At 66.4% G+C, this 19,266-nt stretch carries 14 protein-coding genes and 1 pseudogene; 10 read left to right on the top strand and 5 right to left on the bottom strand.

The features are described 5' to 3' along the window. Window position 1 precedes the first annotated feature (1 nt). Window positions 2-1,327 (bottom strand): adenosylmethionine--8-amino-7-oxononanoate transaminase, encoded by a 1,326-nt coding sequence (locus VGG53_RS20585; RefSeq protein ID WP_331519945.1) that lies wholly within the window; start codon window positions 1,325-1,327, stop codon window positions 2-4. Window positions 1,328-1,418: 91 nt separating this feature from the next. On the opposite strand from VGG53_RS20585, the gene VGG53_RS20580 reads away from it, so the two are divergent. From VGG53_RS20580 to VGG53_RS20550, 7 genes and pseudogenes are all read left to right on the top strand, one after another. After that, window positions 1,419-1,859: a hypothetical protein gene (locus tag VGG53_RS20580; protein ID WP_331519944.1), complete on the top strand. Its 441-nt coding sequence runs from the start codon at window positions 1,419-1,421 to the stop codon at window positions 1,857-1,859. 316 nt (window positions 1,860-2,175) lie between these two features. Further along, window positions 2,176-2,673: pseudogene (gene ripD / locus VGG53_RS20575) on the top strand (NlpC/P60 family peptidoglycan-binding protein RipD); the annotation flags it as partial. A 77-nt stretch (window positions 2,674-2,750) separates the two neighbouring features. Beyond that, entirely contained in the window at window positions 2,751-4,919 is a 2,169-nt protein-coding gene (locus VGG53_RS20570; protein WP_331519943.1) for an acyltransferase family protein, read from the top strand. A gap of 57 nt (window positions 4,920-4,976) precedes the next feature. Next, window positions 4,977-7,157: a glycogen debranching protein GlgX gene (glgX, locus tag VGG53_RS20565; RefSeq protein WP_331519942.1), complete on the top strand. Its 2,181-nt coding sequence runs from the start codon at window positions 4,977-4,979 to the stop codon at window positions 7,155-7,157. Between the two features lie 3 nt (window positions 7,158-7,160). After that, complete coding sequence (treY, locus tag VGG53_RS20560) at window positions 7,161-9,458, top strand: malto-oligosyltrehalose synthase (protein WP_331519941.1); 2,298 nt, start codon at window positions 7,161-7,163, stop codon at window positions 9,456-9,458. Then, complete coding sequence (gene treZ, locus VGG53_RS20555; protein WP_331519940.1) at window positions 9,451-11,181, top strand: malto-oligosyltrehalose trehalohydrolase; 1,731 nt, start codon at window positions 9,451-9,453, stop codon at window positions 11,179-11,181. Before treY ends, treZ begins: the two co-directional genes overlap by 8 nt. A 36-nt stretch (window positions 11,182-11,217) precedes the next feature. Next, entirely contained in the window at window positions 11,218-11,643 is a 426-nt protein-coding gene (locus tag VGG53_RS20550) for a hypothetical protein (RefSeq protein WP_331519939.1), read from the top strand. A gap of 37 nt (window positions 11,644-11,680) precedes the next feature. Here VGG53_RS20550 and ilvA read toward each other — a convergent pair whose 3' ends face one another. Continuing rightward, on the bottom strand, window positions 11,681-12,988 hold the full coding sequence (gene ilvA / locus VGG53_RS20545) for a threonine ammonia-lyase (protein ID WP_331519938.1): 1,308 nt from the start codon (window positions 12,986-12,988) through the stop codon (window positions 11,681-11,683). Between the two features lie 28 nt (window positions 12,989-13,016). Continuing rightward, window positions 13,017-13,454, bottom strand: a complete 438-nt coding sequence (locus VGG53_RS20540; RefSeq protein WP_331519937.1) for a nitroreductase family deazaflavin-dependent oxidoreductase — start codon at window positions 13,452-13,454, stop codon at window positions 13,017-13,019. A gap of 228 nt (window positions 13,455-13,682) precedes the next feature. On the opposite strand from VGG53_RS20540, the gene VGG53_RS20535 reads away from it, so the two are divergent. Then, a complete protein-coding gene (locus tag VGG53_RS20535; protein ID WP_331519936.1) occupies window positions 13,683-14,909 on the top strand; it encodes an acyl-CoA desaturase in 1,227 nt (408 codons plus the stop codon). Window positions 14,910-14,911: 2 nt separating this feature from the next. Here the strand turns inward: VGG53_RS20535 and fadD11 are convergent, their stop codons facing one another. Then, window positions 14,912-16,744 (bottom strand): fatty acid--CoA ligase FadD11, encoded by a 1,833-nt coding sequence (gene fadD11, locus VGG53_RS20530; RefSeq protein ID WP_331519935.1) that lies wholly within the window; start codon window positions 16,742-16,744, stop codon window positions 14,912-14,914. A gap of 35 nt (window positions 16,745-16,779) precedes the next feature. Here fadD11 and VGG53_RS20525 point away from each other — a divergent pair, with 35 nt between their 5' ends. After that, window positions 16,780-17,601 carry a class I SAM-dependent methyltransferase gene (locus VGG53_RS20525; RefSeq protein ID WP_331519934.1) on the top strand — a complete coding sequence of 274 codons (822 nt, stop codon included), beginning with the start codon at window positions 16,780-16,782 and terminating at the stop codon, window positions 17,599-17,601. A gap of 20 nt (window positions 17,602-17,621) precedes the next feature. Beyond that, on the top strand, window positions 17,622-18,863 hold the full coding sequence (locus VGG53_RS20520; RefSeq protein WP_331519933.1) for an amidohydrolase family protein: 1,242 nt from the start codon (window positions 17,622-17,624) through the stop codon (window positions 18,861-18,863). Here VGG53_RS20520 and VGG53_RS20515 read toward each other — a convergent pair. Further along, window positions 18,839-19,231 (bottom strand): MerR family transcriptional regulator, encoded by a 393-nt coding sequence (locus VGG53_RS20515; protein WP_331519932.1) that lies wholly within the window; start codon window positions 19,229-19,231, stop codon window positions 18,839-18,841. The genes VGG53_RS20520 and VGG53_RS20515 overlap by 25 nt on opposite strands. Window positions 19,232-19,266: the final 35 nt, after the last annotated feature.

Here is a 19,266-nt window from a genome sequence, read left to right as displayed (position 1 = left end):
CCTAGAGCCTACGAGAGCCGGTGAGCCGAGCCACCTCGACCATCGCGGAGGTGACCTGCGCGATCTCGTCGGGTGTGCAGATGAACGGCGGCATGGCGTACACCAGATTGCGGAATGGCCGCAGCCACACCCCGCGGTCCAGGGCGGCCGGCGTGGCGATGGTCAGGTCCACGGGCCGGGCGCATTCGATGACGCCGATGGCACCGCACACGCGGACGTCGGTTACTCCCGGTAATGCCCGCGCCGGCTCGAGTCCAGCGGTCAACCCGGCGCCTATCTGGGCGACCGTCGAGCGCCAATCCTGGCCGAGCAGCAACTCCACGGCGGCTACCGAGACCGCGCAGGCCAGCGGGTTGGCCATGAAGGTGGGCCCGTGCATCAGCGCGCCGGCCGCACCGGAGCTGATCGTGTGCGCGACGTCGGTGGTGCACAACGTGGCGGCCAGGCTGAGGTAGCCGCCGGTCAGGGCCTTGCCGACGCACATGATGTCGGGGCTGACGCCGGCATGGTCGGCGGCGAACAACTCGCCGGTGCGGCCGAACCCGGTGGCGATCTCGTCGAAGACCAACAGCACGTCGTGCCGGCGGCAGATCTCCCGTAAGTCGGTCAGGTAACGCGGGTCGTGAAACCGCATCCCGCCGGCACCCTGCACCACCGGCTCGACGACCACGGCCGCCAGTTCGGCGGCGTGCGCGGCCAGCTGCGCCTCGAACGCCGCGCTGTAGGCCGGGTCGTAATCGCGGGGAACCTGTGCGGCGAAAACCTGATCTGCCAGCACGTCGGACCACAAGGCGTGCATGCCGCCGTCGGCGTCGCAGATGCTCATCGGTGTGAAGGTGTCGCCGTGGTATCCCCCACGCCAGGTCATCAGCCGTCGCTTGGCGGGCCGGTCTCGGCCGCGCCAGTACTGCAGCGCCATCTTCACCGCGACCTCCACCGACACCGACCCGGAGTCGCTGAAGAACACCGTCTCCAAGCCCTCGGGGGTGATCTCCACCAGCAGCTGCGCCAGCCGGGCGGCGGGCTCGTGGGTGAGTCCACCGAACATGACGTGGTTCATGGTGGCCAGCTGGCCGGTCAGGGCCGCGTCCAGCACCGGGTGGCCGTGGCCGTGGACAGCCGTCCACCAGGAGCTCATCGCGTCGAGCGCCTGGACCCGGTGACCGTCGCGGACCAGTGTGAGCCAGGCGCCGCGGGCACCGACCGCGACCACCGGGGGCGCTGCTTCGGCACCGATCGTGCTGTACGGGTGCCACAGGTGGGCCGCGTCGATCGCGCTGATCTGCTCGGGTGTGAGCCCAGACGGTCCTGCGGCCGCAGAAGTCATAGAGAACGAGGGTAAAGCAGCCCGACGCGCGCCATAGCCGGCGAGGCGTTCGGTCGCAGAAAACCCGGACATCCGGCAGCATTGAACCACCATGGCCTCGCCGCAGCAGTTCGACGACCCGCCCCCGGGCCACCACGCCGGCTCCCTGCCGCGGCTGCGGCTGCGGCTGGTCGGATGGGACGTCCTCTCGTTGCTCGGGTTGCTGGCGCTGCTTGCGGCGGTCGCGTTCGGGACCGAATGGTATTCCACACTTTTCGGCTTCCTCAAGGACGTCTGCACCGGCGACTGTCCGCCGGCCCCGTTCGGCGTCGATTTATACATCTACCCGGTGGTGTGGGGCGGCGTCGGCGCTGCGATCGCAGCCGCGCTGATCGGCCCGTTGGTGTCGCTGCTGAAGGGGTGGTATCTGTCCTTCTGGCCGATTTTGGCGATCTCGCTCGTGCTGTTCAGCTCCGCGACCGGCTCGGCGCTGACCGACTTCAGCAGCACGTACTGGCATAGCGGACCCGAGACCGTCGACGTCGGCGAATGAGAGCGAAATCACAGCTGCGCCCGCAGGATTGAGGCTCCGGCATGCAGCCGATCACCGTTGGGTCACGGTACGACAAAAAATCCAGCTCAGAGGGCCCGTGCGGTGGCTGCGGCGGCAGTTTGTTGCCACAGTGTCTGTAGTGACTGTTGTGAATTCAGCGGTTCACCGACGGGCACCGCTCCCAGATCCGCGCTGGATCGAGGTGGCGGCGTGCGGCCTCCAACGGGGCGGGCCGGCGTATGAGTCTCCGTGGTGAACCGGGAACGGCGGCGGAAGCGTGAAGTCACCGCGCTGAAGCCACAGAGAGGTGATCAACATGAGACGCAACTACGCCGTCCCGCTCAGCCTGGCCCTGTTGTTGACGCTGCCGATGGTCAACCCCCACATCGCGGGCGCCGATCCGGACGGCCCGACGCTGGTGGGCTACCAGCAGTCAACCAGCTACGCGATTCAGCGTGCGCTTTCCCAGCGCGGCGTGCCGTTCCTGTATGGCGGCGGCAACGCCGCAGGTCCCACCCGCGGCACCGGGCTGAAAGCCAACATCGTGGGCTTCGATGCCTCCGGCCTGATCCAGTACGCCTATGCGGGCGCCGGTATCAAGATGCCGCGGACCTCGGCCGAACAATGCAACATCGGCCGCAAAGTACCGCCCGCGCAGGCGCGCCCGGGCGACCTGATGTGCTATGGCCCCGGCGGCACGCAGAGCGTGTCGATGTACCTCGGCAACGGCCAGATGATCGAGGCCACCGAGCCTGCCGTCACGGTCTCGCCGGCGCGCACCAATGGAATGACTCCGTACCTGACCCGGATCCTGGAGTCCTGACCGGGAGCTGACCGCCGGTTTACGAACACGCGGGGTGGCCGGCGGGTTAGGTAAATTGTCTGTCAACCATGACTGTCTCCCTGACCCGCCCGCCCGACGCAGGCGCTGCGCACCCCGCGCAGCCCGCGACGGATAAGCGGGCAACGGCGTTCTACCGCCACGACCTGGACGGGCTGCGTGGCATTGCCATCGCGTTGGTGGCGATGTTCCACGTGTGGTTCGGCCGGGTTTCCGGCGGCGTGGACGTGTTCTTGGCTCTCTCGGGGTTCTTCTTCGGCGGCAAACTGCTTCGCGCGGCACTCAATCCGGCGTCGTCGCTGTCACCGGTACCCGAAGTCGTTCGGCTGGTGCGCCGACTGCTGCCGGCCCTGGTGGTGGTGCTGGCCGGCTGCGCGCTACTGACCATCCTGATCCAGCCGGAGACCCGCTGGGAGACCTTCGCCGACCAGAGTCTGGCCAGCCTCGGCTACTACCAGAACTGGGAGCTGGCCGGCACGGTGGCCGACTACCTGCGGGCCGGCGAAGCCGTCAGCCCGTTGCAGCACATCTGGTCGATGTCGGTGCAAGGACAGTTCTACATCGCATTTTTGGCGCTGATCTTCGGTTTCGCGGTCCTGTTCCGGCGCCGACTCGGCGACCGGCTACGGACGGCGTTCGTGCTGGTGCTGAGCGTGCTGATGGTGGCGTCGTTCAGCTACGCGATCATCGCCCACCAGGCCAACCAGGCGACCGCCTACTACAACAGCTTTGCGCGGGCATGGGAGTTGCTGCTGGGCGCACTCGTCGGCGCGCTGGTGCCTTACGTCCGGTGGCCGATGTGGCTGCGCACGGCGGCCGCCACCATCGCCTTGGCCGCGGTGCTGTCCTGCGGCGCGCTGATCAACGGTGTCAAGCAGTTCCCCGGCCCGTGGGCGCTGGTCCCCGTCGGCGCTGCCGTGCTGTTCATCCTGGCCGGCGCCAACCGTCAGGCTGACCCGACGACCCGTGACAGGCTGCCGCTACCCAACCGGCTGCTGGCGACGGGTCCGCTGGTCCGACTCGGCGCGATGGCCTACTCGCTGTACCTGTGGCACTGGCCGCTGCTGATCTTCTGGCTCGCCTACACCGGTCATGCGCACGCCAAGTTCGTCGAGGGCACCGCCGTTCTGCTGATCTCCGGAGTGCTGGCCTACTGGACCAACCTGTACATCGAAGAGCCGCTGCGGCATCGCGGAGCCGCCAATCCTGCGCCCCAGCCGACGCGGGCCGTGCCTTGGCGGACACGGCTGCGCCGCCCCACGATGGTGCTGGGATCGGTGGTCGGGCTGCTGGGCGTGACGCTCACCGCGACGGCATTCACCTGGCGCGAGCATGTCAGCGTCGAACGCGCCAGCGGCAAAGAACTCAGCGCACTGAGTACCAGCGACTATCCCGGTGCCCGCGCGCTCGTCAAGCATGTGCGAGTGCCCCGCCTGCGGATGCGGCCCACGGTGCTGGAGGCCCAGACGGACTACCCGCCCTCCACCCGCGACGGCTGCATCGGCGACTTTTCCAACACCACGGTGATCAAGTGCACCTACGGCGACAAGAACGCCACCCGCACCATCGCGCTCGCCGGCGGCTCGCACGCCGAGCACTGGCTGACGGCGCTGGACGTCCTCGGCCGGCGACATCACTTCAAGGTCACCACCTACCTCAAAATGGGCTGCGCGCTGTCCACCGAGCAGATGCCGTTGGTGATGGGAAACAATGCGCCCTACCCGGAATGCCGCGACTGGGTGCCCAAGGCGATGGCACAGGTGGTGGCCGACCATCCGGACTTCGTGTTCACCACCTCGACGCGGCCGTGGAACATCAAGGCCGGCGACGTGATGCCGGGGACCTATGTCGGGATCTGGCAGACGTTCTCCGACAACAACATTCCGATTCTCGCCATGCGCGACACCCCGTGGTTGGTCAAAGACGGTCAGCCGTTCAACCCGTCGGACTGCCTGGCCAAAGGCGGCGACGCGGTGTCGTGTGGAATCAAGCGCTCCGATGTGCTCGCCGACCACAACCCCACCCTCGACTGGGTCGAGCAGTTCCCGATGCTCAAGCCGTTGGACATGAGCGATGCGGTTTGCCGCGCCGAGATCTGCCCTGCCGTTGAGGGAAACGTGTTGGTATATCACGACGCTCACCACCTGTCGGCTACCTATGTGCGCACCATGACCAACGAGCTGGGCCGGCAGATCGGTCCGGCCACCGGTTGGTGGTGACGCGCTCGCCGAACGCCCGGACGGCCAGATCCGGGCCATCGCCACTAAGGTCGAGAGATGCCTCCGTCCGAACCCAACAGTGGCGCCGCGGCATCTCCGCCCCAGCTGGCCACGGTGTGGCCCGGGAGCAGCTATCCACTGGGCGCGAACTTCGACGGCGGCGGCACCAACTTCGCGGTGTTCTCCGAGATCGCCGACAAAGTCGAGTTGTGCCTGATCGGCGCTGACGGTGAAGAATCGCGCATCTGCCTCGACGAGGTCGACGGGTATGTGTGGCACGCCTACCTGCCCAACGTCAGCCCGGGCCAACGCTACGGCTATCGGGTGCACGGTCCGTTCGAGCCGTCGGCCGGCCACCGGTGTGACCCCAGCAAGCTGCTGCTCGACCCATACGGCAAGTCGTTCGAGGGCGAGTTCTCCTTCGGCCAGGCGTTGTTCTCCTACGACCTGACCGTTGCGGCCGAGGACCCTGACGAGACCGGCACTCCGCCGCATGTCGATTCGCGCGGCCACACGATGACCAGCGTCGTGATCAATCCGTTTTTCGATTGGGCGGCCGATCGCGCGCCGCGCACGCCGTACCACGAGACGGTGATCTACGAGGCACACGTCAAAGGAATGACGCAGACCCATCCCGCGGTCCCCGAAGCGCTGCGCGGTACCTACGCCGGCCTGTCTCACCCGGCGGTCATCGAGCACCTCAAATCGCTGAATGTGACCGCGATCGAACTGATGCCGGTGCATCAGTTCTTACACGACCACCGCCTGCTGGATTTGGGTCTGCGAAACTACTGGGGCTACAACACTTTCGGATTCTTCGCACCGCACAGCCAGTACGCCGCCAACCCACAGGGCGGCGGTGCGGTGCCCGAATTCAAGGCCATGGTCCGGGCGTTTCACGAGCAGGGCATCGAGGTCATCCTCGACGTGGTGTACAACCACACCGCCGAAGGCAACCACCTCGGCCCCACGATCAACTTCCGCGGCATCGACAACGCCGCCTACTACCGGCTCGTCGACGAGGATCTGCGGTTATACAAGGATTTCACCGGCACCGGCAACAGCCTCAACGCCCGTAACCCGCACACCCTGCAGCTGATCATGGATTCGCTGCGCTACTGGGTGAGCGAGATGCACGTCGACGGCTTCCGCTTCGACCTCGCCTCCACGCTGGCCCGCGAGTTCTACGACGTGGACCGACTCAGCGCATTTTTCGATCTCGTGCAACAAGATCCGGTGGTCAGCCAGGTCAAGTTGATCGCCGAGCCGTGGGACGTCGGCGAAGGCGGCTACCAGGTCGGCAATTTCCCAGGTTTGTGGACCGAATGGAACGGGAAATACCGCGATACCGTGCGTGACTACTGGCGGGGCGAGCCCGCGACACTGGGCGAGTTCGCGTCCCGGCTGACCGGGTCGTCGGACCTCTACGAGGCGACCGGTCGGCGGCCCAGCGCGAGTATCAATTTCGTTGTGGCTCATGACGGATTCACACTCAACGATCTGGTGTCCTACAACGAGAAGCACAATGAAGCCAACGGCGAGAACAACCAGGACGGCGAAAGCCACAACCGCTCATGGAATTGCGGTGTCGAGGGCCCGACCGATGATCCGGCGATCCTGGACCTGCGCCGCCGGCAGATGCGCAACATCATGGCGACGCTGATGCTCAGCCAGGGCACGCCGATGATCGCCCACGGCGACGAGATCGGTCGCAGCCAAAACGGCAACAACAACGTCTACTGCCAGGACTCCGAATTGTCTTGGATGGACTGGTCGTTGGTCGACGAGAATAGTGAGCTACTGGACTTCACCCGCAAGGTCACCGCGTTGCGCGCCGCCCATCCGGTGTTCCGTCGCCGCCGGTTCTTCGACGGTGAGCCGATTCGCAGCGGTGACGAAGTACGCGATATCGCCTGGCTGACCCCGGCAGGCAAGGAGATGCAACATCAGGACTGGGGCGGCGAATTCGGCAAGAGCGTCGCGGTGTTCCTCAACGGCCAAGCCATCCCCGAACCCAATGCGCGCGGCGAGCGGGTGATCGACGAGTCGTTCCTGATGTGCTTCAACGCCCACGATCACGAGGTGGATTTCGTCATTCCCTCTGATGACTACGCCAAAGAGTGGACCGCCGTCCTGGACACCACCGATGCCAGCGGTTCGGTGACGCTGGTCGTCAACGACGGCGACGATGTTTCACTTCCCGGGCGGGCATTGCTCGTATTCCGTAAGACCCAGTAACGCATGGCTTTTCCGGTACTGTCCACCTACCGGCTGCAGCTGCGGGGCGCCGCCAGCGGGTTCGCCTTCACTTTCGCAGATGCCGAGAATCTGTTGGATTACCTTGACGATCTCGGGGTGTCGCACCTGTATCTGTCGCCGATTTTGACCGCGGTCAGCGGGTCCGGGCATGGCTACGACGTGACCGACCCGACAACGGTGTCGGCCGAACTCGGCGGCGCAGCGGGTCTGGCACGGCTGTCGACGGCGGCGCGCGCTCGCGGTATGGGTCTGATCGTCGATGTCGTGCCCAACCATGTCGGGGTAGACAAGCCCGAGCAGAATTCGTGGTGGTGGGACGTGCTGCGGCACGGCCGATCCTCGGAGTACTCATCGTTCTTCGACATCGACTGGGAGCTTGGCGATGGCCGGATTATGCTGCCGCTGCTGGGTTCTGACGACGACGCCGCCGACCTCACCGTCGACGGAGACCGGCTGCGGCTCGGCGATCTGGCGCTGCCGATCGCACCGGGCACCGGCCACGGTAGCGGCCCGCAGGTGCACGACCGGCAGCATTACCGGCTGATCGGCTGGCGCAACCGGCTGACCGGGTATCGCCGGTTCTTCTCGATCACCTCGCTGGCCGGGCTCCGCCAAGAGGATCCGTCAGTGTTCGACGCCAGCCACGCCGAGGTGGGTCGTTGGTTCGCCGAGGGGCTCGTCGACGGGGTGCGCATCGACCATCCCGACGGTTTGGCGGATCCGTCGGCGTATCTTCGCGCGCTGCGCGAACTGGTAGGCCCCGACGCGTGGATCGTGATCGAGAAGATTCTCGCCGTCGACGAGGCGCTGGAGCCGAGCTTGCCGATCGCCGGGACGACGGGCTATGACGCGCTCCGAGAGATCGGCGGAGTTTTCGTCGATCCGAAGGGGGCGCAGGCCCTGACCGCACTGCTGGAATCCGCCGGCGTCGACTACTCGCTGATGCCGACCATGCTGGCCGAGCTCAAGGTCGCCGCGGCTACCAAGACGCTGGGCAGTGAACTGGGCCGGCTGGGGCGCTGCATCGTCGCGGCAGCCGGCGTCGAGCACCCCCGGCTGTCTGACGCGGTGGCGGCGTTACTGACCCATGTGGACGTCTACCGCAGCGACTATCGCGGGCTGGCGGCGGTATTGCCCGTTGCTTTGGCGGCAACCACCGCTGCTGCACCAGAATTGGACGTCCCGCTGCAGCTGATCGCCGCCGCGGTGGCCGACGGTGGCGAGGCCGCGGTGCGACTGCAGCAGCTCTGCGGTGCGGTCACCGCCAAGGCCGTTGAGGATTGCCTGTTCTACCGTGACGCTCGGCTGGTGTCGCTCAACGAAGTCGGCGGCGAACCACGGGAATTCGGCGTCGGTCTCGCCGAATTCCATTCGCGCGCCACAACCCGCGCCCGGCTGTGGCCGCACGCCATGACCGCGCTGACCACCCATGACACCAAGCGTGGCGAGGATGTCCGGGCCCGCATCAGTGTGCTGTCGCAGGTGCCGTCGCTATGGTCCGAGTTCGTCGCTCGCTGGGAGTCCACTACCCCTTCCCCCGACCCGGCGACCGGATTGTTTCTGTGGCAGAACATCTTCGGCGTGTGGCCCACGGACGGCGAGGTCACCGCCGAGCTGCGCGACCGGTTGCATGCCTACGCCGAGAAGGCCATCCGGGAAGCGGCCTGGCATACCTCCTGGGACGACCCGGACGCTGACTTCGAGGGGTCGGTGCATCGTTGGCTGGACGCGGTGCTGGACGGTCCGGTAGCACGCGAGCTGACCACCCTGGTGGTCCGGTTGCGGTCGCATGCCGAGAACGACGCGCTGGGCCAGAAGCTGCTGGCGCTGACCGCCCCCGGTGTCCCCGACATCTATCAGGGCACCGAGTTGTGGGACGACTGCCTGGTCGACCCGGACAACCGGCGCCGGGTGGATTACGCCGCCCGGCGTGCAGCGCTGAAATCCATGCAGCACAACAAACTTCGCGTTGTCAGGGCCGCCCTGCGGCTACGGCGTGCGCGCCCGGACTCCTTCTTGCGCGGCGACTATCATCCGTTGCCGGCAGCGGGCGAGGCGGCAAACCACGTGGTGGCGCTCCGGCGCGGCGACGACGTGCTGGTCGCGGTCACCCGCTGGACGGTGCATCTCGAGCAGGCCGGTTGGGGCGACACGGCTGTCACGCTGCCGGACGGCGCGTGGACCAACGCGCTGACCGGTGCGGAGGTTTGCGGGACGTTGCCGGCCGCGGAGTTGTTCGCCGATCTGCCGGTGGCCCTGTTGGAGCGCGTCGATGCGTGAATTCGCGGTGTGGGCACCGAAACCGGAGCGGGTGCGCCTCGACGTGGACGGGGCGGTGTCGTCGATGACGCGGGATCGCGGCGGCTGGTGGCGGGCCACCGTCGACGCGGCCGCTGATGCGCGTTACGGGTATCTGCTGGACGACGACCCGACATTGCTGCCCGACCCGCGATCGCCACGCCAGCCCGACGGAGTGCATGACCGTTCGCAGCTATGGGAACCCACGCAGCAGGACTGGACGGACGAGGACTGGATCGGCCGTTCGGTTCAGGGTGCGCTGATCTACGAGCTGCACATCGGCACGTTCACCCCGGCGGGTACTTTCGACTCGGCGATCGAAAAGCTGGACTACTTGGTCGATCTCGGTGTGGACTTCGTCGAGGTGATGCCGGTCAACGCGTTCTCCGGCACGCACGGCTGGGGATACGACGGCGTGCTGTGGTACGCCGTGCACGAACCCTACGGCGGACCTGACGGACTGGTCCGTTTTGTCGACGCCTGCCATCGCCGCGGGCTGGGGGTGTTGATCGACGCGGTGTTCAATCACCTGGGCCCGTCGGGCAATTACCTGCCACGGTTCGGGCCCTACCTGTCGTCGGCGAGTAACCCGTGGGGCGAAGGCATCAACATCGCCGACGCCCAGTCCGATGAGGTACGCCGCTACATCATCGACTGTGCGCTGCGCTGGATGCGCGACTTCCACGCCGACGGCCTGCGACTGGATGCGGTGCACGCGCTCTTCGACACCACCGCGATCCACATCCTGGAAGAGCTGTCCGCCGAAACCGATGCGCTCGCCGAGCAACTGGGCCGCCCGTTGTCACTGGTCGCCGAGAGCGACATCAACGACCCGCGAATGATCACTCCGCTTGCTGATCATGGCTACGGGATGACCGCCCAGTGGGACGACGACATTCACCACGCCATCCACACCGCGGTGTCCGGCGAACGGCAGGGCTATTACGCCGACTTCGGGTCACTGGCCACCCTGGCAAAGACGTTGCGGCACGGCTTCTTCCATGCCGCCACCTACTCGTCTTTCCGGCAGCGGCGGCACGGTCGGCCGTTGGACACCGAGACGATCCCGGCCACTCGGCTGCTGGCCTACTCCTGCACCCACGACCAGGTCGGCAACCGCGCGCTCGGCGACCGGCCGTCGCAAAACCTGACCTACGGCCAGCTGGCAGTCAAGGCCGCGCTGGTGCTGGGTTCTCCCTATACGGCGATGCTTTTCATGGGGGAAGAATGGGGAGCGACAACGCCTTTCCAATTCTTCAGCTCCCATCCAGAACCAGAGCTGGCGCGCGCCACCGCAGCCGGCCGCAAGAAAGAATTCGCCGCTCACGGGTGGGACGCCGCCGACATCCCCGACCCGCAGAACCCGCAAACCTTTCAGCGCTCGAAGCTGGATTGGTCCGAACTCGACGCCGACGAGCATGCAAAGCTCCGACGGGTCTACCAGGACCTGATTGCGCTGCGGCGCACTGAGTCCGACCTGACCGACCCGTGGTTGGAGCAGTTGACCGTCGACTACGACGAAGAACACCGCTGGATCGCCATCCGGCGCGGCAGCGTCACGGTGGCCTGCAATCTGGGCGCCGAGCCGGCGAGTGTTCCGTGCACCGGCGAGTTGGTGCTGTGCTCGGACTCCCCCGCGGTCGGCGACCAAAGTACCGAGTTGGCGCCGCATTCGTTCGCGATCCTGCGGACTGTGGATATCTGACTACCGGCACCGCGCGCGACCGTTGATGATGCGCGGATGAGCCATTCCGAGCTGTTGCCGATACCGCCCATCCAGACCGCCTGCGACCCGGTGCATTCGATCGACGATCTGCGTCAGCGGTGGCGGGCGCTGATGGGGCCGTTGGGGTTTGGGACACGATTACTGTGGTTCGGTCTGATCGGACCGGACCGCTGCTTCGGCCAGAAGATCAGCCGGGTGGCGCTCCGCCCTCGGCCCCGCGGCCCGGTCGTGTGGAATCTGATGTCCTCGCTACGGACCCTGCTCGACGATCTGGAGCCGGGCACCACGGTGGCTCTGCTGCTGTCGGGGCCCGGACGCGGGCCGACCTCGACCATCGAACTGATGTGGTCGAAGTCGCTGACCGACATGGCCGCCAGGTTATCGATCCCGCTGGAGCCGATCTTCCGCGCCAACGACGTATCGGTCGCACTGCTGGGCTGATCGACGCCGATATGCGTTGGCGCCGAACCGCATACGCCTACAACAGATAGCGGTAGGCCGGTGAGCCCGGCTCGATGGCCTCGATCTGCATCTCGGTGGCCCGCATGCGCTCCAGCAAGCCGTCCAGACCGGCAGCCGAGCCCAGCTCGATGCCGACCAGCGCCTCACCGGTCTCGCGGTTGTTGCGCTTGACGTATTCGAACAGCGTGATGTCGTCGTTCGGTCCGAGCACGCCGTCCAGGAAGCGGCGCAGCGCACCGGGCTCCTGCGGGAAGTCAACCAGAAAATAGTGCTTGAGCCCGAGGTGCACCAGCGACCGCTCGAGTATCTCCCCGTAGCGCGACACGTCGTTGTTGCCGCCCGAAACCAGGCACACCACGGTGGACCCCGGTTCGATTTCGGCTTCCAACAGACCCGCCACCGCCAGCGCACCCGCGGGTTCGGCGATGATCCCCTCGTTTTGATACAAGTCGAGCATCGCGGTGCACACCGCACCCTCGTCGACCGTGGTGATCGACACCATGTCGCCCGCGGCGGCCAATGCGGCGTAGGTCAGCCGGCCGGCCCGGCTGACCGCGGCACCGTCGACGAACTGGTCGACGTGATCGAGGGTCACCGGGCCGCCGTTGGCCAGCGCGGCCATCATCGCCGCCGCGCCTGCCGGCTCGACACCGAGTACCGAGGTGTTGGTGGTCTGCTGGGCGAGGTAGGTGGTGATGCCGGCGATGCACCCGCCACCGCCGACCGGGACCACCACCAGGTCCGGCTCCCCACCGAATTGGTCGAGCTGGTCTAGCAGCTCGACAGCGATCGTGCCTTGGCCCGCCATCGTGCGCGGGTCGTCGAATGGCGGGACCAGCGTGGCCCCGGTGCGCGCCACGTCGGCGAGCGCCGCCTCGGCCGCCAGATCATAGGTCGATCCGCCCACGATCAGCTCGATGAATTCTCCGCCGTGGTAGCGGATGCGGTCACGCTTTTGCTTCGGCGTCTTGGCCGGCACGTAGACGCGACCGCGAACCCCCAGCGTCCGGCAGGCGAAGGCGAAGCCCTGCGCGTGGTTGCCCGCCGACGAGCACACCACGCCGGCGGCGATCTCCTCTTCAGACAGCTGGACGAGCAGGTTGTAGGCGCCGCGCAGCTTGTAGGACCGCACGGTCTGCAGGTCTTCGCGCTTGAGGTAGACGTTGGCACCGGTCGTCGCGGACAACCGGTCGCAAAGCTGCAGCGGGGTGGGTGTGACCACCCCGGCAATTCGCTTCGCCGCACTGTCGACATCGGCCGCCGAAAAGGACGGCAGCGGCCCGTTACCCGGGGTGTTCGGGCTCTGACTCAGTTCGGCGGACACCGGTCAATGGTGCCACCAAGCTGCGCGTTCAGTGCACAGGGGTGAGCACAAAGACCGGAATCTGCCGGTCGGTCTTGGTCTGATAGTCGGCATAGTCCGGCCAGGCCGCCACCGCCCGCTCCCACCACACGGCCTTTTCGTCGCCGAAGACCTCGCGTGCGTCGTAGTCGTGCGTAACGTCACCGTCCTGCAGTTCGACGCGGGGGTTCTTGGCGATGTTGTAGTACCAGACCGGGTTCTTCGGGGCTCCGCCCAGCGAGGCGACCACGGCGTACTGGCCGTCGTGTTCGACCCGCATGAGCGGCGTTTTGCGGAGCTTGCCGGTCTTGGCGCCGACGGTGGTCAGCAGGATGATGGGCTTGCCCTTCATGTCTGCGGCGTCGGCTCCACCGGATTCGGCGTACTTGTCGGCTTGTACACGGGACCAATCCAGCGGGCTCGGTGCATATTCACCTTCGAGTGGCATACCGCCACCTTAGGCCCCGCAGCTCAGGGCATTGAGATCTCGGAGTGACCATCTGGTGATGCGTCCCGTGTAGAGTCTGCGAGCGACACCGACAATCCACGGTCAGACGCACGGCGCAGAGCCGGCAAGCAGGGAGTCAAGCAGATGCTCCAGCCGTATAGCTGGCCGCCGCGCGCCGTCGCGCGGACAGGGGCATACGCCGACGCTGCCCGTGATCGATAAGCCTCGATGGCAATCGCCGAGGTACCCGAATACGCCCATCTGAGTGATGCGGATGTCGCCGCGCTCGCGGCCGAGCTGGACACGATTCGTAGCGACATCGAGCAGTCGCGCGGCACCAAGGACCTCGAGTACATCCGGCGCGCGATCGCCTTTCAGCGCTGCCTCGAGGTCGCGGCGAGGCTGACCATCCTTGCCAGCAAACGCAGGTTCGGCTGGATCGTCGGAACCAGTGCGTTGGCCGCGGCCAAGTGCATCGAGAACATGGAACTCGCGCACAACATCACCCACGGTCAATGGGATTGGATGAACGACCCGGAAATCCACTCCGCGACGTGGGAATGGGACATGGTCGGTCCTTCGTCGCACTGGATGTCCTCGCACAACCACCGGCACCATGTCTTCACCAATGTCGTCGACGTGGACCACGACCTCGGCTTCGGCGTCATGCGGGTCACCCGCGACCAGGAGTGGCGGCCGGGCAACTTGCTCCAGCCGTTGCGCGCAGTGCTGCTGGCGGCCCTCTTCGAATGGGGTGTCGCAATGCACGGCCTGTACTCGGTGCAGGATCGCGCGGACACCGAGGCCGCCAAATCTGCCCATACCAAGACGATGATCCGCAAGATGGTCCGCCAGTCCGTCAAGGATTATGTGCTCTTTCCCGCGTTGAGCCGGCGGCGCTGGCGCCGCACCCTGGGAGCCACCGTGATGGCCAACGGACTTCGCAATGCGTGGGCCTACATCGTCATCGTCTGCGGGCATTTCGCCGACGGCGCAGAGAAGTTCACCGCCGCGGTTTTGGAGGACGAGACGAAACCGGAGTGGTATCTGCGGCAGATGCTGGGCACCGCGAACTTCCGGGCCGGACCGGTACTGGCGTTCATGAGTGGAAACCTCTGCTACCAGATCGAACATCACCTGTTCCCCGATCTGCCGAGCAACCGGCTACCCGAGATCGCCGAGCGGGTCCGCGCGTTGTGCGTCACCTACGACTTGCCTTACACGACAGGTTCTTTCATGCGCCAGTACCTGCTCACGGTGCGCACCATCTGCAAATTGGCGCTGCCGATTCGCTATCTCTCCGCCAGCTGCGACGACGCACCGGAAACGGCCTCAGAGAACAAGTTCCGGAATGTTCTGAAACGACCGGACTCGTCATTCGCAGGCGACGATGTGCGGCGAAGCGGATTGGCGACTGCCATACGCGCCCATCGCACTCGAGCCAAGGCCAGCTGAGGTCAAGCCGGCTGCGTTGTCTCGGCGCGGGTGGGCTGGTGGATGTCCGGGCCCGGCTCGCGGGCGTACAACTCCTCGATCTCGGTGGCGTACTTGGCCACAATCGGCCGGCGTTTGAGTTTCATCGTCAGGGTGATCTCTTCGCCGCCCGGCTCCCACAAGGTCGGCAGCACGCGGAAACGTTTGATCTGCTCGACCCGTGACAATCTCGCGTTGCCCGCGGCCACCCCTGCCGAGATCTTCTCGAGCATCTGCGGGTGCGCCGCCAGCGCCTCGGGCGAGGGGTCGGCGAGCCCGAGGTCGGCCGCATAGGGCCCGACCGAGTCGGCATCGAAGACCAGCAGCGCGGTGTTGTACGGGCGGCCGTCGCCGATCGTGAGCATCGCGCCGACCATGGGACAGGCCGCCAAGATCGTGGTCTCGATGTTGGCCGGTGACATGTTCTTTCCGGCCTCGTTGATGATCAACTCTTTCTTGCGGTCGACTATCCGCAGATAGCCGTCGCTGTCCACGTCGAGGATGTCGCCGGTATGCAGCCAGCCGTCGGGGTCGATCGCCTCGGCGGTTTTGGTCTGCTCGCCGCGGTAGCCCTTCATCACCAGGGGTCCACGCACCAGGTATTCGCCGTCGTCGGCGATCTTGGCCTCCAAGCCAGGCAACAGCTTGCCGACCGTGCCCAGCCGCGCCTGGCTCGGATGTGCCACGCTGGCAACACAACTCAGCTCCGACATACCCCACACCTCGGCGATCGGGATCCCGATGCCGGCGAAGAAGGCCAGCGTCTCCCGCGGGATCGGCGCCGCACCCGAGACCGCCCACCTGAGCTCGTCGAATCCGAGCTTGACACGCAGCTTCGAGAGCACCAACTCGTCGGCTTGGTCCCATTCCGCGGCCAGCTCGTCGGACAGGTCTGCACCGGCGACCAGCGCCGCCGCCCGTTTCGCTGCGACCGACATCCCCCATTGCAGAGCTTGTCGCTTGGCCTCGTCCGGCTCCTGGGTGACCGCGAATTCGATTGCCGCTTTGAGCTTTTCCCACACCCGGGGCACCGCACCCCAGGTGGTTGGGCGCACGTCGGACAGCGCGGCGGCGATCTCACGAGCATCGGAGACCACGGTGACCTGGGCCCCGAACACCTCCTGGTTGTACAGCGCCATGGTGCGATCGGCGATGTGCGCCGACGGCAGGAAGGAGGTCACCCGATCGCCGAATTGAACACCCAGAACAGCGTCCAGGGCTTGCGCCTCGAACAGCAGGTGGGCGTGCGTCATCTCCACCCCTTTGGGATTACCCGTCGTCCCGGAGGTGTAGATCAAGGTGATCACGTCGTGGGGCTGCACGGCCCGCCACGTCGCGTCGAAATCGAAGTCGTCGGCGGCGGCCGCGTAAAGATCATCCAGCGACAGGGCGCCCTCGGCGGCACCGTCGATGCAGATGATGTGCTCCGTCGTGGCACCGCTGGCCCGGATCCGGTCGACGTACTGCCGCTCGCAGATCACCACTTTGGTGCCGGCGTTGTCGAACACGTAGGCCAGCTGTTCGGGTGCCAGCGTGTTGTACACCGAGAACGAGGTCGCCCCGACGTGCTGGGCGCCCACTTCCAGCGGGTAGAACTCGATGCGGTTGGCCATCATCAGCGACACGGTGTCGCCGCGGCGGACCCCCAGTCCGTGCAGGCCGGCCGCCACCCGGCGCACGTCTTCCCCGTACTCCCGCCAGGTCATCGTCTGGCCGCCGCCCGGTGTGCGCAGCGCGACCGCGTCCGGATCGATCGCCGCGGTCCGCTGGAATGCCTCGCACAGCGTGGTCGGTGGCTGGGCTTTCGAATCAGTCACCCAGCCGAGGCTAGTCGTGGGAGTACGTTGCCGGTATGGGAATCGCGATCACCGGCTTGACGCCTGTCGAGCACACCGCGTTTGTCACCCAGTACGCCCGTGCACTCGATAGCCGTTGGCCCAGGCCGATACTCGGCGACACGCTGGCCGACGACATCGTCGCCAAAATCGACTACGACTTCGAAGGTCTGGGCGTGCCGTCGAGCGCGGTACGCCAGACCGCGCTGCGCGCGAAGCTACTCGACGACCGGGTACGTCATTTCGTCGCCGAACATCCCAACGCTGTGGTGGTTGACCTCGGCGCGGGCCTGGGCACCGCCATGCCGCGCGTCGCGCCGCCCGCCACGGTGGACTGGTACAGCGTCGATCTGCCCAACATGATCGCGCTGCGGGACCACGTCGTGCCCGCCAACGACCGCGCCTATTCGGTCGCGGCCTCGCTGGCCGACGACAGGTGGACCGACCAGATACCGTCCGATCGGCCCACCATGCTGATCGCCGACGGGTTGCTGGCGTTCTTACCGGAGTCAGTGATCGTCAACCTGTTCCGCCACATCCCCGAGTACTTCGGCTCCGGCGAAGTGGCGATGAACGACTATGGCCGAGTCGGCCGGCTCAACATCGCCGCCATGAAGATCGTCTTCAGCGCCGTCGGAACACAATGGGCCTACCGGGGTTTCAACGATGCCCGGGTCCCGGAGAGCTGGAGTCCGCGTCTGCGGCTGGTCGAGGAGAGCAGCCTGTCCCACGCGCCGGAGATCGCCCTCTATCCGCCCGCGGCCCGGGTATCGACCCGAGTGATGGGCATGACCAAATCCGGTGCCCGCACGGCGCGGATCCTGCGCTACAGCTTCTGAAATTTTGAAAGGTGGCGATGATGCCGGCAACGCTGATCACGGGTGCGGACGTGTGGGACGGGATCTCGGCGCAAGCCGGGCCACGCCAGGTGCTGGTCGTCGACGACCGCATCGAGCGAGTCGCTGACGCGATCGACGCACCGGCAGACGCGCGGGTAGTGGATCTGCCCGGGCACACCGTGACGCCGGGCTTCATCGACTGCCACACTCACGTGACGTTGGCACCCCCGGTGGGTCTGCTGCTGGCGCTCGATTCGAGCACGACGAAGACCTTGAAGTCGTTGCCGGTGCTGCGCGCGCTGCTGATGAACGGATTCACCACGGTGCGCGACTTGGGTTGCGGGGACATCGATTACCCCACCATCGCCCTGCGCGACGCGCTGGCCGCCGGGATCATCGTCGGTCCACGGATGGTGGTGGCGCCGCACATGATCTCCGCGCGCGGCGGCCACGGCGACTTCAGCGGCATGGTCGCCGACGAATATCAAGACCCCTGCCGACCACTGGAATTGGCCGCGGCCGACGGCGCCGACGAGATCCGCACCCGGGTCAGGCAGCAAATCCGGGCCGGTGCCGACTGGATCAAGTTCGGCGCCACCGGCGGCTTCGCCTCACCGTCCGACGACCCCGGGCACGCCACCTACAGCCAGGACGAGATGGACGTTCTCGTCGCGACGGCTACCGACCTCGAAATCCCGGTCACCCCACACAGTTACGGCGACGAAGGTATCCAACGCGCCGTCCGGGCAGGCGTGCGCAGTATCGAACACGGCAACCTCGCGTCGGCCGAGACGCTACGCATGATGCAGGATGCCGGCGTGTTCATGGTGCCGACCCAATACACGATCCTCTCCGGCGCCCGTCAAGGCGAGGACGACCCGCTGTGGGCCGCCCTTCCGGAACACTCGCGGCGCAAAATGCAGAAGTATCGTGGCGCCCTGTTGGATGCGGCAGAGGGCTTGGCCGCCAGCGACGTTCGGATCGCGTACGGCACCGACGCCGGAATGTTTCCGCACCACGACAACTGGCGCGAGTTCCCGATGATGGTCTCGACCGGCATCACACCGTTGCGGGCTTTGCGCGCTGCCACCAGCGTGGCCGCCGAACTGCTGCGCCTCGACGATCTCGGGGTGGTCGCCGAAGGCAAGCTCGCGGACCTGATCGCGATGCCCGGTGATCCCTTCGCCGATATCAACGTCACCGGTCAGGTGGACTTCGTCATGAAAGAGGGTGTGGTTTACAAAGATCCGGCCGGCGGATGAATGCCGCATGTGCACGCATCGATTGACGGGCATGTGCAGCGCATCCCCCATTCGATGACTGCGCGCGCCTGGACCAACGACTCCATGCGCGCGTCGATCTCGGCGAGCTTGGCCTCGGCGAGGGCGCGGCTGGCGGGACGCCCGGGTGCATCGTCGGCGAACAGCACCGCGATCTCGTCCAACGCGAAACCGGCGGCTTTGCACAGCGCGATCACCTCGAGTCGGGCCAGCACCGAATCGTCGTAGCGGCGCTGGCCGCCCACCCGGACCGGGACCGGCACCAGACCGATCTGTTCGTAGTAGCGCAGCGTGGTGGCCGCGACCCCGGTTTCTTGGGCCACCTTCCCGATGGTCAGTGCGGTTGCCATGTTCTCTCCAGAATTCGGGGCTTGACTTAGAGTCA

The organism is Mycobacterium sp. (genome assembly GCF_036490025.1).
Taxonomy (GTDB): domain Bacteria; phylum Actinomycetota; class Actinomycetes; order Mycobacteriales; family Mycobacteriaceae; genus Mycobacterium.
The sequence above is the reverse complement of the archived record's forward strand: the minus strand, read 5'-3'. Positions and strand labels throughout refer to the sequence as shown.